18 protein-coding genes are annotated in these 13,613 nt (G+C 37.0%); 15 read left to right on the plus strand and 3 right to left on the minus strand.

Going from position 1 to position 13,613, the window contains the following annotated elements:
- The first annotated feature begins 104 nt into the window (after positions 1-104).
- From EPI11_RS04915 to EPI11_RS04925, 3 genes are all read left to right on the plus strand, one after another.
- Entirely contained in the window at positions 105-533 is a 429-nt protein-coding gene (locus EPI11_RS04915; protein ID WP_128388831.1) for an Hsp20/alpha crystallin family protein, read from the plus strand.
- A 102-nt stretch (positions 534-635) separates the two neighbouring features.
- Positions 636-1,787: a glycosyltransferase family 2 protein gene (locus EPI11_RS04920; protein WP_128388832.1), complete on the plus strand. Its 1,152-nt coding sequence runs from the start codon at positions 636-638 to the stop codon at positions 1,785-1,787.
- 108 nt (positions 1,788-1,895) lie between these two features.
- Positions 1,896-3,203, plus strand: a complete 1,308-nt coding sequence (locus EPI11_RS04925) for a dihydrolipoamide acetyltransferase family protein (RefSeq protein ID WP_128388833.1) — start codon at positions 1,896-1,898, stop codon at positions 3,201-3,203.
- A 57-nt stretch (positions 3,204-3,260) separates the two neighbouring features.
- Here the strand turns inward: EPI11_RS04925 and EPI11_RS04930 are convergent, their stop codons facing one another.
- On the minus strand, positions 3,261-4,211 hold the full coding sequence (locus tag EPI11_RS04930) for a T9SS type A sorting domain-containing protein (RefSeq protein WP_128388834.1): 951 nt from the start codon (positions 4,209-4,211) through the stop codon (positions 3,261-3,263).
- A 91-nt stretch (positions 4,212-4,302) separates the two neighbouring features.
- Between EPI11_RS04930 and ddpX the strand changes: the two genes are divergently transcribed.
- From ddpX to EPI11_RS04980, 10 genes are all read left to right on the plus strand, one after another.
- Positions 4,303-4,956, plus strand: a complete 654-nt coding sequence (gene ddpX / locus EPI11_RS04935; protein WP_128388835.1) for a D-alanyl-D-alanine dipeptidase — start codon at positions 4,303-4,305, stop codon at positions 4,954-4,956.
- Positions 4,957-5,192: 236 nt separating this feature from the next.
- A complete protein-coding gene (locus EPI11_RS04940; protein WP_128388836.1) occupies positions 5,193-5,969 on the plus strand; it encodes a 3'-5' exonuclease in 777 nt (258 codons plus the stop codon).
- A 19-nt stretch (positions 5,970-5,988) separates the two neighbouring features.
- Positions 5,989-6,600: a fumarylacetoacetate hydrolase family protein gene (locus EPI11_RS04945; protein ID WP_128388837.1), complete on the plus strand. Its 612-nt coding sequence runs from the start codon at positions 5,989-5,991 to the stop codon at positions 6,598-6,600.
- Positions 6,600-6,944, plus strand: a complete 345-nt coding sequence (locus tag EPI11_RS04950) for an Hpt domain-containing protein (protein WP_128388838.1) — start codon at positions 6,600-6,602, stop codon at positions 6,942-6,944. The genes EPI11_RS04945 and EPI11_RS04950 overlap by 1 nt, the downstream gene beginning before the upstream one ends.
- 9 nt (positions 6,945-6,953) lie before the next feature.
- Complete coding sequence (locus EPI11_RS04955) at positions 6,954-8,201, plus strand: CinA family nicotinamide mononucleotide deamidase-related protein (RefSeq protein ID WP_128388839.1); 1,248 nt, start codon at positions 6,954-6,956, stop codon at positions 8,199-8,201.
- A gap of 79 nt (positions 8,202-8,280) precedes the next feature.
- Complete coding sequence (gene rpmB / locus EPI11_RS04960) at positions 8,281-8,517, plus strand: 50S ribosomal protein L28 (protein ID WP_020212604.1); 237 nt, start codon at positions 8,281-8,283, stop codon at positions 8,515-8,517.
- A 26-nt stretch (positions 8,518-8,543) separates the two neighbouring features.
- The gene (gene rpmG / locus EPI11_RS04965) at positions 8,544-8,726 is read left to right on the plus strand and encodes a 50S ribosomal protein L33 (RefSeq protein WP_035640032.1); all 183 of its coding nucleotides are present in this window, start codon (positions 8,544-8,546) and stop codon (positions 8,724-8,726) included.
- Between the two features lie 9 nt (positions 8,727-8,735).
- Complete coding sequence (locus EPI11_RS04970) at positions 8,736-8,888, plus strand: DUF4295 domain-containing protein (protein ID WP_128388840.1); 153 nt, start codon at positions 8,736-8,738, stop codon at positions 8,886-8,888.
- Positions 8,889-8,987: 99 nt separating this feature from the next.
- The gene (ftsY, locus tag EPI11_RS04975) at positions 8,988-9,941 is read left to right on the plus strand and encodes a signal recognition particle-docking protein FtsY (RefSeq protein ID WP_128388841.1); all 954 of its coding nucleotides are present in this window, start codon (positions 8,988-8,990) and stop codon (positions 9,939-9,941) included.
- A 32-nt stretch (positions 9,942-9,973) separates the two neighbouring features.
- Positions 9,974-11,212: a hypothetical protein gene (locus tag EPI11_RS04980; protein ID WP_128388842.1), complete on the plus strand. Its 1,239-nt coding sequence runs from the start codon at positions 9,974-9,976 to the stop codon at positions 11,210-11,212.
- Here EPI11_RS04980 and EPI11_RS04985 read toward each other — a convergent pair.
- Positions 11,209-12,285, minus strand: a complete 1,077-nt coding sequence (locus tag EPI11_RS04985; protein ID WP_128388843.1) for a serine hydrolase domain-containing protein — start codon at positions 12,283-12,285, stop codon at positions 11,209-11,211. The genes EPI11_RS04980 and EPI11_RS04985 overlap by 4 nt on opposite strands.
- 104 nt (positions 12,286-12,389) lie before the next feature.
- On the opposite strand from EPI11_RS04985, the gene EPI11_RS04990 reads away from it, so the two are divergent.
- Both EPI11_RS04990 and EPI11_RS04995 read left to right on the plus strand, forming a co-directional pair.
- Entirely contained in the window at positions 12,390-12,809 is a 420-nt protein-coding gene (locus tag EPI11_RS04990; RefSeq protein ID WP_128388844.1) for a lipocalin-like domain-containing protein, read from the plus strand.
- Positions 12,809-13,105: a DUF721 domain-containing protein gene (locus EPI11_RS04995; RefSeq protein WP_128388845.1), complete on the plus strand. Its 297-nt coding sequence runs from the start codon at positions 12,809-12,811 to the stop codon at positions 13,103-13,105. Before EPI11_RS04990 ends, EPI11_RS04995 begins: the two co-directional genes overlap by 1 nt.
- 49 nt (positions 13,106-13,154) lie before the next feature.
- Here EPI11_RS04995 and EPI11_RS05000 read toward each other — a convergent pair whose 3' ends face one another.
- Positions 13,155-13,574, minus strand: a complete 420-nt coding sequence (locus tag EPI11_RS05000) for a nucleoside-diphosphate kinase (RefSeq protein WP_128388846.1) — start codon at positions 13,572-13,574, stop codon at positions 13,155-13,157.
- Between the last annotated feature and the right edge of the window lie 39 nt (positions 13,575-13,613).

A 13,613-nucleotide genomic window follows, 5' to 3' on the forward strand; every position in this document is an offset into this window, starting at 1 on the left:
CAAAAAGTCACTACATCAGCCATTTTGGCATTGATTTTCGATTTGGAATAAAAGTTGTCTATTACTAATCAAATATTTAAAGTTAAACATAAAAACATAAAATTATGAACATCACAAAACGTAATGGCGCAAACGGATTTCCAATTGTAATGGATCAATTATTCAAAGATATTTTAGGTGGTACTCAGTACATACAAAAAACAGTGCCACAGGTAAATATCAAAGAAAATGAGCAGGCATTCGAATTAGAACTGGTTGCTCCTGGACAAAAGAAAGAAGATTTTAATATCGAAATAGAAAACGAACTGTTAACTATTTCGACAGAAGCTAAAACAGAAAAAATAGAACAGGAAGAAGGTAAGTTTACAAGGAGAGAATTTAGAATATCTTCTTTTAAAAGAGCATTCACTTTACCTGAAACAGTAAAAGCAGACGAAATTAATGCTGCTTATAAAGATGGTATTCTTACGCTTACACTTCCTAAAAAAGAAGAGGCATTGCCAAAGGCAAAAAGAATGATCGAGATTTCATAATAAGATCAGATTTGAGTTAGTTAGGTTATTAAGCGCCCCATTGGGGCGCTTTTGTTTTTATAGAGGCATTTTGAAATTCACAAATTCTTTTATCTTTGTCACATGCAGTTATCCGTTATTATTCTCAATTACAACGTTCGCTATTTTTTAGAGCAATGTGTACTTAGTGTGCAGCAGGCTCTTAAAGATATTGATGGTGAGGTAATTGTGATCGATAATAACTCGCCCGATGATAGCTGTGCCATGATGAAGGAGCGTTTTCCTGAGGTACAGCTGATAGAAAATAAGTTCAATGCAGGTTTCTCTAAAGGGAATAATATTGGTGTAGATGCCGCAAAAGGCAAATATGTATGCATCCTGAATCCGGATACAGTAGTTGCTGAAGATACTTTTACTAAAGTTCTGGCATTTGCCGAAACACAAAAGAATTTTGGTATCAGCGGGGCTAAGCTGGTAGATGGACGCGGTTGTTTTTTACCCGAATGTAAAAGAGGGGTGCCTACACCGTGGGTAGCCTTTACAAAAATTGGCGGGCTTTACAAGTTATTGCCACGTCGTGAGATATTTAACCGCTATTATGCGCAGCATCTTCATGAAGATCAAACCGGTAAGGTGGATATTCTTGTAGGTGCATTTATGGTTATGGAGCGTGAGCTGTATCTTGAAGTAGGCGGATTTGATGAAGATTGTTTTATGTACAGTGATGATATAGATCTTTCATATACTGTACTTAAAAAAGGACTTCGCAATTTCTATTATGCAGATACTTCGGTGATACATTATAAAGGGGAAAGTACTGTTAAAGATGGTGCTTACATGAAGCGTTTTCGTGAAGCGATGCAGTTTTTTTACCAAAAGCATTTTAGGCGTTCGCCGCAATTTGATTTACTAATGAAGGTGGGGACGTTGTTTTTTGCAATTGCTAAGAAGAATAAAACAGCACCGGTTTACCATCCTCAGCATTATATTTTAGTGTCAGAAAACGAAAAATTGCGGGAAGCACTGCATAGCAAGCTTGGAAAAAGTATAATACGTACAACGGTTATTGACAGTGTATTGTCAATGCGTAACAAAAAAACAGAAGTTATCTTTGATAATGAATTTGTTCGTTTTAAAGAGATGATCGCTTTTATGGAGCAGGAAAAAAGCAATGGCTTTACTTTTAAGATACGACCGGCAGGTTCTTCTTTCATAATTGGCAGTAATGACAGTAATGACAGGGGGCAGGTAATACTGCTGGATGGAATGTTATAAAAATAAAATAGAAAAAGTGAGTGAATAATTATTGAGAAAAGAGTTACGGCTCATTTTTTTTATTAATTTCGCAAGCTAAAATAGTAATTTTACCTTTAGGTTATCAATATGGCAAAATTTGAACTAAGATTACCCAAAATGGGTGAAAGTGTTGCAGAGGCAACAATAACAAATTGGTTAAAAAATGTTGGCGATCACATTGCTGCAGATGAAGCAGTATTGGAAATTGCAACAGATAAAGTAGACAGCGAAGTGCCATCTGAAGTTACAGGTGTACTTTCAGAGATACTTTTCCAGGTTAATGATGTAGTACAAGTAGGGCAGATCATTGCCTATATTGAAACTGAAGGCGGCGTTGTAGTCGATGCTCCTAAAGAAGAAACTACTGCTGCAAATATACAGGCTGTAGAGCAGACTATAGCAGTTGCTCATGCAACAGCATCGGCTCCTGTAGATTTCTCTAATTCAGAGAAATTCTATTCGCCACTTGTAAAAAACATAGCTAAAGAAGAAGGTGTTTCTCTTGCTGAACTGGAAGCTATGAATGGCACCGGTAAAGAAGGCAGGGTAACTAAAAGTGATATACTGGAGTATGTTAAGAACCGTGGCAGCCAGCCGGCTCCACAAGCAGCAGCTCCTGCTGTGGCTCAGCCAGCAGTACAAGCGCAACCGGTAGCTCAAAAAGCAGCACCTGTATCTGTAAACGGTCAGGATGAAGTTGTTGAGATGGACCGTATGCGTAAGCTTATCTCAGGTTACATGGTACAATCGGTACAAACATCGGCACACGTGCAGTCGTTTATCGAGGTAGATGTAACTAACATTGTAAAATGGAGAGATAAAGTTAAAAATGCATTCGAGAAAAGAGAAGGTGAAAAGCTTACTTTCACTCCAATATTTATGGAAGCTGTAGCTAAAGCGCTTAAAGACTTCCCGGGGATGAACATCTCTGTAGATGGAGAATACATTATTAAAAAGAAAAACATCAACCTTGGTATGGCAGCAGCTTTACCTAATGGTAACCTTATTGTTCCGGTAATTAAAAATGCAGACCAGCTTAACCTGGTAGGTATGGCAAAAGCGGTAAACGATCTTGGTAACCGTGCAAAAGCTGGTAAACTTAAGCCGGACGATACTCAGGGTGGAACATATACAGTAACAAACGTTGGTACTTTTGGAAGTGTATTTGGTACACCTATCATAAATCAGCCGCAGGTAGGTATCCTTGCTCTTGGAGCAATTAGAAAAGTGCCTGCTGTTATAGAAACTCCGGAAGGTGATTTCATTGGTATCCGCCAAAAAATGTTCCTTTCTCACAGCTACGACCATCGTGTGGTAGATGGTGCCCTAGGAGGATCATTTGTTAAGCGTGTTGCAGAATACCTTGAAGCTTTTGATGTAAATAGAGATTACTAAGAAGATAAAGTTGTATAATAAAACAGCCCCGCATTGCGGGGCTGTTTGTTTTTAGATTTATTTCTTAATTACTTTCTGTGTAAAAGTTCCTTTGTTCGAAACTAATTTTAAAATATAAGTACCACTCTGAAGATCTGAAACGGAAAGGACATTGTTTGAGATTTCATTGTATTCTCTAACAGCTCTTCCGGAGATATCAAATAAAATAGCTTTTTCAATTGCGCTTTCATTTTTAACGTCAAAATGTAAAACATCTGAAGCCGGATTAGGATATACAGAAACTGTATCTTTCATGAAATCTTTAGTGCTTAATGAGCAATCTGCAACAAGAGCATATGTCTTATTGGCGTGGCTAATTGTCCATGCAGAGTAAGGTAGTTGATTGTTTTGAGCCGCTGTAGGATTATCTACCTCTATGCAGGTATGCCCTTGTATTACTTCAGGAGGAACGCCCCATGAGCCTGAATTTATATCAATGTTCATCTCAGGGTTATTGTTCCCATTTTTTAAATTGATGTAATTAATTGGTCCTGTAGCTATAAGTGTTTTAATGTTAGGGTTATTGCTAAGGTCAATCTGGGTTATATTGTTTATTGGTAAAACATCTCCTGTTGAGTAAATGTCTAAATACTCTAATAGAGGGTTGTTTGATACATTTAGGCTGGTTAGCATATTACCTGCGCAATTTAAATGTTTAAGTTTTGTAAGTGTGCTAACATTTAATTCATCTATCATAGTAACGGTTACAGTTAAGCTTTCAAGGTTTGTAAATCCTTCTATACCAGTTAAATCTTCAATGTTATTTGAGCCTATAGTCGGAGATGTAACTGTAAGAGTAGTTACTGCAAGAGCGTCAGCAGTTAAAATCTGTCCGTTTACAATTCCGTCTGAATCAATTTCTTTGTCAATAAGAACCTGTTCAAAAACAGGATCAGGAATAGTGATGGTTTGTGCGGTTGCTATATAGCCTCCGGCGATACACATAATGGTAAGTAGTTCTTTTTTCATGATAAAGCTGGCATTTTTTTTGCTAAAGTAAGAAAATGTCTTCAAAATGTGTTTTTTCAATTCGCTATATTTGTGATGTAAACTTCCCTACATGAAAATCATCACTTATATTACTTTCTTTTCTTTTATTGGGTTAACACTATTTTTTCCTAAAGCTTTTAACTTCCGCGAAAGCGAAAAGATAATTGCTCAGGATACCATAAAAGAATGGGCTGAGGTTAATTTTGAAGTGCAAGGCATTCAAAACCGTATGGCTTATGCTGATACGGCAAATTTTATGCATCAGAAAATTTATCCGTGTGCAAGATGCTTTCTGCGTCCTGAAGTCGCAGAAGCTCTGGAAGAAGCAAATACTATTGCAAAAGAAAAAGGATATATCCTTGTGATATATGATTGTTACCGCCCATACGGTTATCAAAAAGTAATGTATGATATCGTGAACGATCCGCGTTATGTGGCACCTCCGGGTAAAGGGTCTAACCATAACCGTGGCCGCGCTATAGATTTATCATTGGCAGATGAGAACGGGAACCTGCTCGATATGGGTACTCCTTTTGATGATTTTACAGCGCAGTCACACTACGATGCCGATAATTTATCACGAGAGGCACGAAGGAATAGAAAGGTGCTGAGGAACATTATGAAAAGGGCTGGTTTTGCACCTTACAATAACGAATGGTGGCATTTTGATTACAGGAAGAAACAATATGAAACTGCCGACTTTAGATGGGATTGTGATGAATAGTAACTGTAAGTGAGTATTGAATATATACTACTGTATTAAAGTAAAATGTCTTGTGTAGGAGTTCTTTAATTGCTCATTTTTAGATTTTTACTTCTACATGTTGTAAGAAATGATATTTGCTGCGGGTGTTCTGGTTTATAATATTTAAAAATTAGCTTTAGTTAGTAGGGATTTAATCTTAAAAATCTTCTTTTTAAACTATTCTCAAACTATATTTGTAATTATACAAATTCACTATGGAACTTAAATTACATAAGCCAATATGCTTTTTTGATCTGGAAACTACAGGTACAGATATCTCTAGAGACAAGATTGTAGAAATATCTGTGTTAAAAGTATACCCTAACGGCAACCGCGAGAGCAGAACATGGCTGGTAAATCCGGAAAGGCCAATACCGCCTCAAACTACTGTTTTTCATGGAATAACCGATGAGAAGGTAGCTAACGAACCTACATTTAAAGAGCTTTCGCATACTATATATAACATGATCAAGGATTCGGATCTGGGAGGGTATAACTCTGACCGGTTTGATATTCCGTTATTGGCAGAAGAGTTATTGCGTGCCGGTGTTGACTTTGATATGAAAAACAGGGTATCGGTCGATGTGCAGACTATTTTCCATAAAAAAGAAGAGCGTACACTAAGTGCCGCTTATAAGTTTTATTGTGGCAAAACATTAGAGAATGCACACACGGCAGAAGCGGATACACTGGCGACTTATGAGATTCTTAAATCGCAGCTGGATCGTTATGATGATCTTGAGAATGACATGAAAGTGCTGTCTGAATATACGACACGTAAAAAGGTAGTAGATTTTGCAGGCTTTATTGCTTTAGATGCAGATGGGGAAGAGATATTTACTTTTGGAAAACATAAAGGAGCAAAAGTAGCAACGGTACTCGATCAGGAACCTGGGTATTTTGGATGGATTCAAAATGCTGATTTTCCGTTGTACACTAAAAAAGTGCTAACGGCAATCAAACTCCGAAAATTAAATAATAAATTGGCATAATAATTTTCAGTAACGAGGTATGAAGATAATCTGCATAGGCAGGAATTATGCTAAGCATATAGAAGAACTGCAAAACGAAAAACCGGATGAACCGGTTATTTTCATAAAGCCGGATACGGCCATCGTTTTAAAAAAATTTCCGTTTGTAATACCGGATTTTAGTAATGATATACACCATGAGGTGGAGATAATAGTTAAGATATGCAAAGTGGGTAAACACATAGCTCCAAAATTTGCACATAAATACTATGAGGAAATAGGATTAGGTATCGATTTTACAGCTCGCGATCTGCAGGCTAAACTTAAAGAAAAAGGCCTGCCGTGGGAAAAGGCAAAAGCATTTGATGGATCGGCAGTAGTGAGTGAATTTATACCTAAAACAGAATTTTCGTCACTTAATGATATTAATTTCGAATTGACAAATAATGGTAATGTGGTACAGAAAGGCAACAGTCAGTTAATGCTATGGAAAATAGATGAGCTGATATCTTATGCGTCACAATATTTTACACTCAAAACGGGCGATATTCTCTTTACCGGTACACCGGAAGGTGTAGCAAAAGTGAGTGCTAATGATGTGTTGGAAGGTTTTATAGAAGGAAAAAAAATGTTCAGGATACAGGTAAAATAATGGCACTACACTACAATTTATCAAAAGTATATGCGATCTCAGACAATGATGTCGATTTTGCAAAACAAATCGTTGTACTTTTTATCGAAGAAGTTCCTGCTGAAATGAAAAATATCAAGCAAGGACTCAAAGAAAAAAACCACAACAAGGTTTATCATGCTGCTCATAAAATTAAGCCGACATTAGACCTTATGGGGATGGATCTGGCTTATGAAGATGTGACGTCTGTAGAGACCTGGAGTCGCTCTGAAGGTAAAAAGAAAGAGATCAAAGAAGTTGTAAAAAGCCTGAAAGAGCACATAAGTAAAACTGTAAAAGAACTTAAAAAAGATTACGCTTTGTAATTAAATAATATGAAAGCAGCCATTGTTACTGTAGGAGATGAAATACTTATAGGCCAGATAGTAGATACTAACTCGGCATTTATAGCAAAATCACTCGATAGAATAGGGATAGAAGTATATGAAATGTTGTCCATAAGCGACGACAGACAGCATATTTTAGACACAATGGCATCATTGCAGGATAAGGCAGATGTGGTTATTATAACCGGTGGCCTGGGGCCTACAAAAGATGATGTGACCAAGAAAACGTTCTGCGATTATTTTGATGATGAGCTGGTGCGTAATCTGGAACTGGAAAAGCATGTTGTAGAGCTTATCGAAAAAGCAATGAAGCGTACAGCTTCTCAAATGAATAAAGATCAGGCACTGGTGCCGTCGCGTGCTACTATACTTCATAATGCAGTGGGTACAGCTCCCGGTATGTGGATGGAAAAAGGAAATACAGTTTTCATGTCGCTGCCTGGTGTGCCTTATGAAATGAAGCATATTGTAGAGCATGAGATCATTCCGAAACTGGTAGAAAAATACGAAAGGCCTTATATTTTACATAAAACGATAATGACTTACGGACAGGGTGAAAGTCTTGTTGCAGAACGTATTGAGAACTGGGAAGATAGCCTGCCGGAATTTATAAGGCTTGCTTATTTACCGAGCCCAGGAAGAGTGAGATTACGTCTTAGTGCAAGAGGAACTAACGAAGCAGTATTGAAAAATACTATTGAATCTGAGACTGAAAAACTGAAAGGTTTAATAGGCGATATTATAGTTGGGTATGACGAAGGCGAAACCATGGAGGTGATGCTGGGGAGGCTGCTCACTAAGAAAAATATGACGCTTGCGGCAGCCGAAAGCTGTACAGGTGGTCAAATTGCACAGATGCTTACGTCAGTGCCGGGGTCTTCGGCTTATTTTAAGGGCGGTGTGGTGACTTACGCTACGCAATCTAAGATTGATGTGCTGGGTGTGGATAAAACGCTTATAGGAGAAAATTCTGTAGTTAGCGCAGCTGTTGCAGAAGCTATGGCTTTGCGTGCAAAAGCAATTTTTGGTGCTGATTTTGCCGTTGCCACAACTGGAAATGCAGGCCCTTTAAAAGGCGATGCAGATGCTGAGGTTGGGACGGTTTTTGTGGCCTACGCTACTCCAAATGGTGTATTTAGTGAAAGATTGGATCTTGGGCAGCCCAGAGAGAAAGTTATAGATAGGGCTGCAAATAAGGCACTTGAAAAAATTTATCAGGAAATTTTAAAAAACTGATAGAATAAGTTTGTGTAATTGTTTTATTTTCCTTTTCTTTGCACCCTGATTTTGAATAACGATATAAAAGCGAGAAATAATGTCAAGAGTTTGTGCCCTTACAGGTAAAAGAGCGATGGTTGGAAATAATGTTTCCCACGCAATGAACAAAACTAAGAGAAAGTTTAGTGTGAACTTAGTGAAAAAGCGCTTCTATCTTCCAGAAGAGGATAGATGGATCACTCTTAGAGTAGCTGCTTCTACTATCAAGACAATTAACAAGAATGGTATAGCTGCAGTTTTGAAAGAAGCTAAAGCTAACGGATTTATTAAATAATCCTTACCTAATAAATATATAGCACGATGGCAAAGAAAGGTAATAGAATTCAGGTAATTTTAGAGTGTACAGAGCACAAAGCTTCCGGCGTAGCTGGAACTTCAAGGTACATCACCACAAAAAACAAAAAGAATACTCCGGACAGGTTAGAGATTAAGAAATTTAATCCAATCCTTAAGCGAGTGACTGTTCATAAAGAAATTAAATAATCATTAGTCATGGCAAAGAAAACCGTAGCATCGTTACAAACATCTTCAAAAAGGTTAACTAAAGCTATCAAGATGGTAAAATCTCCAAAATCTGGAGCTTATACTTTTGTTGAGAGCGTTATGACTCCAGAAGAAGTGGATAATTTTCTTAAGAAGAAATAATATTCCCACCAATATATATAAAAGCTACTTTCAGTTAACGAAAGTAGCTTTTTTATTTTTTATATTTACCACGGGAAACACACACTATTTACAATCGATATGAATTTCTTTAAAAAAATATTTTCTTCCGAAAAAAAGGAAACATTAGACAAAGGCCTTGAAAAAACTAAGACAACCTTTTTTTCAAAACTTACTAAAGCCGTTGCCGGAAAATCTAAAGTAGATGATGAGGTACTGGATAATCTTGAGGAGATACTTGTGTCTTCGGATGTTGGCGTAAACACAACTCTTAAAATCATTACACGTATTGAAGAACGCGTTGCGAATGACAAATACATGGGGACTGATGAGCTAAATCGTATCTTAAGAGAAGAGATTGGCGGACTGCTTTCTGAAACCCATTCGGGTGAGGCTACAGAGTTCGAAATTCCAAAAGATAAAAAGCCATATGTAATTATGGTTGTTGGTGTTAATGGTGTGGGTAAAACTACTACCATTGGTAAACTTGCTTATCAATTTAAGAAAGCAGGATACAATGTAGTACTTGGAGCAGCCGATACTTTTAGGGCAGCAGCGATAGATCAGCTTCAGGTATGGGCAGACAGGGTAGGTGTACCTATTGTAAGGCAGCAAATGGGCAGTGATCCGGCTTCAGTAGCGTTTGATACGCTTCAGTCGGCAGTGAGCCAAAATGCCGATGTGGTAATTATAGATACAGCAGGTCGACTTCATAATAAAGTGAACCTGATGAACGAGCTTACTAAAGTAAAAAGAGTAATGCAGAAAGTGGTAGACGATGCACCTCATGATGTAATGCTGGTACTTGATGGCTCTACAGGTCAAAACGCTTTTGAGCAGGCTAAGCAATTTACTGCAGCTACAGAAGTAACCTCTCTTGCGGTAACCAAACTTGATGGTACAGCAAAAGGTGGAGTAGTTATCGGGATTTCAGATCAGTTCCAGATTCCCGTTAAATACATTGGTGTTGGTGAAGGTATAGAAGACTTGCAGGTATTCAATAAATATGAATTTGTTGATTCTTTCTTCAAGTAAAATCAAACTTTAATCAAACCAAACAAAACCAAATGAAATTTTTCACCTTACTAACTGCACTGTTCATCAGTATGCAGGTTTTTTCGCAGGATATAAAAGGATATTACATTACAAACTCTGATAAACGGGTTGAAGGTGTCTTTAAACCTGCTGATTTTAATGATGCTGCTTCATTGCTGTTTAAAGCATCAAACGGGAAGGATTATAATAATCTCTTGCTAAGTGATATCAAAGAATATGGTATCAATAACAATGAATTTAAATTTGAAAAACATACTGTTCAAATTGATATTTCTGATAAAGACGCAAACAACTTAAGTTCCCAAAAAAGTCCTGAGTGGAAAACAGAAACATTATTTTTAAATGTTGCTGTAGATGGAGATGCTAAATTGTATTCGTATACAAAAGACTACAAAACTAAATTTTTCTTTAGCACTAAAAATAAACCCGGAGAAGTAAGTCAGCTTATATATAAAAAATACAGGACTCCGGAAGGGGTTGCAGAAAACGTAGCTTACAAACAACAACTTCTTAATGCTGTAAGATGCGAAGGGCAATATGCTGATTATTTTAGCGACATACGCTACAATAAAAAAGAACTGTCTGATGTAATTAAAAATTATAATAAATGTTCAGGCTCTGAATCAGTATCTTATTATAATGGGTTTCGTAAAAGAACTGAAGTTAAGTATACAGCTTTTGCAGGTGTTAATAGTATGAATTTTGGTATAAAAAGTGGTTTTCCACCTGTAAGTGGTGCCGAAGCTAATACCGAATTTAGCTTAGGATTTGAAGCTGCTTATGTTTTCCCTTCAGAAAAATTTGAATTTTTTGTTCAGGCAGAATACGAAGTAATTTCAGCAAAAAACATTGATCCTTACGATCAGGGTTATAATGTATTGACCAGTACTTACACGTTAGAAGGTGCCGCTTTTAATGTTTTTTTCGGACCTCGTTTTAATTTTCTACTTAATGAAAAAAATAAATTTTTTGTTGATGCATCTTTTGGAATGAGCTTTCCTGTTGGGATAGAGATTACCAGGTCATCCCATATTAAAACAGGTACCGGATATGAGTATGAAGGCGATGGTGATCGTTTTGATGCTGGGACCAGTTTTTGTGGTAATTTTAGTGTTGGCTATGTGTTTAATGATAAATTTGGGTTATCGCTGCGATATGAAACAAGTAGGGATATGCTTGATGATTCTAATGGTCCCTATAAAACCGATATTACCAGATTGGGTCTTAATTTAAGATACACAATTAATTAATTAATAACCGCATTAATTTTTTGCCATAATTGGGCATCAAAACCTGAAAGTGCAAAATTTTCTCCATCGGCGGCATTTCCCATTCGGATAACTACCATCTTTCGGGATGGAATTACATAAATTTTCTGATCATTTTTCCCCAGTGCCATATACATATCATTAGGCGCCGGGGGAATAATGCTCCCATTAAATTGCTGCTGTGTTTGTGGTAAATGATAATTTTCTTTTCCGTTAAGCCACCACAGGTAACCATATGATTTATTGATGTTTTGAGAAGTAGAGGTCATCTCTTTCCAATAGGCAGTATTGATAATTTGTTCTTCATTCCATTTACCTTCATTGAGCATTAAAAGCCCAAAACGCGACATACTGCGCGTATTACTTGAATAAACGCTCAGGTCAGTACCGGTTACTGCCCAGGCACCTGTCATTCCAATTTTATTCTTTAATGCCGAATCAAAATAATTATTCCAGGTTCGCTGTGTTGCATTAGCAACCACATCCTGAAGTTTTACATATACATTACTGTATGCCCATCGGGTACCTGCATCGGCAAGATACTGTAGATTGGCAGGTAAAACATTATCTCCTTTACTATCATCAAGACCTGATGTCATGGTTAGCAGATGCCTGCACGTTATGAGGTTTTCTTTTGCTATGGGAGCACTTGTCCACCCGTTGCCTAAATAATCAGAGGCTTTATTATTTATAGATATATAACCTTCTTGTTGGGCAATGCCTACAGTGGCAGCTGTTAGTGTTTTTCCGGCACTTGCCCAATACCACGGACTTACTGCTGAGTGGCCGTCAAAGTAGTTCTCCATTACAATACGTCCGTTTACAAGGATTATAAACGATTTGGTGTGTTTCTCGTTAAGAAAAGTGAGCAATGGCTCTACATTGTCCTGATTCCATCCTAATGATGTCATTGTTGTTGCTTCCCAGTTGGTAGAATTGTTTTCAGGGAAATACATAGGTTCTGTATTAGGATTATCTCCAGGGCTTTCATTATTTTCTGAGCTGCACCCAGTTATAATAAGCAGGGTAAAAAGCGGTAACCAAAACGTTTTCATGAGCTTGCAATAAGTATATAAATGTAATAAATAGTTTATCACGATATTTTAAAATTAGCAATGTTTTAATGAGTAAATTTGTCTTTTGAAAACCATTTTAAATCATGAAGAAAACCATTTTACTCCTGTTTGTATCTATTGTTGCCCTGTCTTGCGGTAATAGCATCTCTGAAGCCGATTTAGCTAAACTTAATGGCTATTGGGAAATTGAAACAGCTGTAATGCCCGATGGTAGTGAGAAAGAATATAAAATTAATACCACAATAGATTTTTTTGAATTAAAAGGTAAAACAGGTTTTCGCAAAAAGGTAATGCCGCAATTTGATGGTTCGTATAGAATGAATGATCTTTCAGAAAAAATAAGCATAGTCCAGGATAGTGGTAAAACATACGTAAGTTATGTTACTGATTATGCTAAATGGAAAGAAGAGATTGTAGAGCTTAATGATAAAAAGCTGGTGCTGAAAAATAACCATGATATGGAATATCATTACAAAAAACCTGAACCTTTTACAGTAAAATAATGGCAAAACGATTTAATGGAGAGCACGCTATTGGCGACGTGTTAAAGGAATTTATGCAAGCCAACAGACTACAGCCGGGTATGGATAAGATCGATGTAAAAGAAGCCTGGGCAAACCTTATGGGAAACGGAGTAAATAATTATACGCGGGACATAATGCTTAAGGGGAGTACACTTTATGTAGAACTAACCTCTTCGGTTTTAAGAGAAGAACTAAGCCATGGTAAAGCGAAGATTATAAAAATGATTAATGAAGAGCTTAAACGGGAAGTTGTAAAAGATATCGTATTGAGATAAAAAAATGCCGCTGTAAAGCGGCATTTTATATATACAAAAAGATGTATTCTTAGAATTGTTCTCTTCCGGCAAAATGGAAAGCACCTTCGATAGCAGCATTTTCATCGCTATCAGATCCATGCACAGCATTTTCTCCAATTGAAGTAGCATACTTTTTACGGATAGTTCCTTCAGCAGCATCAGCAGGGTTTGTAGCTCCGATAAGCGTTCTGAAATCTTCAACAGCATTGTCTTTTTCAAGAATAGCAGCTACGATAGGGCCTCTTGACATAAATTCAACTAATTCACCATAAAATGGTCTTGCACTGTGAACAGCGTAAAATGCCTGAGCATCAGCAACTGTAAGTTGTGTAAGTTTTAAAGATACGATTCTGAAACCAGCATCTGCTATCATTGCTAAAATACCACCGATATGCCCGTTTCCAACTGCATCCGGTTTGATCATTGTAAAAGTTCTGTTTGTTGCCATCTCTATTTTTAAATTTGGTGCAAAAATAGTAGTTTTTAA

It is taken from the genome of Flavobacterium cerinum (assembly GCF_004028155.1).
GTDB classification, from domain to species: Bacteria; Bacteroidota; Bacteroidia; order Flavobacteriales; family Flavobacteriaceae; genus Flavobacterium; species Flavobacterium cerinum.

Bases quoted from the DNA above. Each gene is read 5' to 3' on its own strand.
- EPI11_RS04970 (WP_128388840.1), top strand. From the start codon at position 8,736: ATGGCAAAGAAAACCGTAGCATCGTTACAAACATCTTCAAAAAGGTTA.
- rpmG (WP_035640032.1), top strand. From the start codon at position 8,544: ATGGCAAAGAAAGGTAATAGAATTCAGGTAATTTTAGAGTGTACAGAG.
- EPI11_RS04915 (WP_128388831.1), top strand. From the start codon at position 105: ATGAACATCACAAAACGTAATGGCGCAAACGGATTTCCAATTGTAATG.
- EPI11_RS04945 (WP_128388837.1), top strand. From the start codon at position 5,989: ATGAAGATAATCTGCATAGGCAGGAATTATGCTAAGCATATAGAAGAA.
- EPI11_RS04955 (WP_128388839.1), top strand. From the start codon at position 6,954: ATGAAAGCAGCCATTGTTACTGTAGGAGATGAAATACTTATAGGCCAG.
- EPI11_RS04990 (WP_128388844.1), top strand. From the start codon at position 12,390: ATGAAGAAAACCATTTTACTCCTGTTTGTATCTATTGTTGCCCTGTCT.
- ddpX (WP_128388835.1), top strand. From the start codon at position 4,303: ATGAAAATCATCACTTATATTACTTTCTTTTCTTTTATTGGGTTAACA.
- EPI11_RS04930 (WP_128388834.1), bottom strand. From the start codon at position 4,211: ATGAAAAAAGAACTACTTACCATTATGTGTATCGCCGGAGGCTATATA.
- EPI11_RS04920 (WP_128388832.1), top strand. From the start codon at position 636: ATGCAGTTATCCGTTATTATTCTCAATTACAACGTTCGCTATTTTTTA.
- EPI11_RS04950 (WP_128388838.1), top strand. From the start codon at position 6,600: ATGGCACTACACTACAATTTATCAAAAGTATATGCGATCTCAGACAAT.
- EPI11_RS04940 (WP_128388836.1), top strand. From the start codon at position 5,193: ATGGAACTTAAATTACATAAGCCAATATGCTTTTTTGATCTGGAAACT.
- rpmB (WP_020212604.1), top strand. From the start codon at position 8,281: ATGTCAAGAGTTTGTGCCCTTACAGGTAAAAGAGCGATGGTTGGAAAT.
- EPI11_RS04980 (WP_128388842.1), top strand. From the start codon at position 9,974: ATGAAATTTTTCACCTTACTAACTGCACTGTTCATCAGTATGCAGGTT.
- EPI11_RS05000 (WP_128388846.1), bottom strand. From the start codon at position 13,574: ATGGCAACAAACAGAACTTTTACAATGATCAAACCGGATGCAGTTGGA.
- EPI11_RS04985 (WP_128388843.1), bottom strand. From the start codon at position 12,285: ATGAAAACGTTTTGGTTACCGCTTTTTACCCTGCTTATTATAACTGGG.
- EPI11_RS04995 (WP_128388845.1), top strand. From the start codon at position 12,809: ATGGCAAAACGATTTAATGGAGAGCACGCTATTGGCGACGTGTTAAAG.
- EPI11_RS04925 (WP_128388833.1), top strand. From the start codon at position 1,896: ATGGCAAAATTTGAACTAAGATTACCCAAAATGGGTGAAAGTGTTGCA.
- ftsY (WP_128388841.1), top strand. From the start codon at position 8,988: ATGAATTTCTTTAAAAAAATATTTTCTTCCGAAAAAAAGGAAACATTA.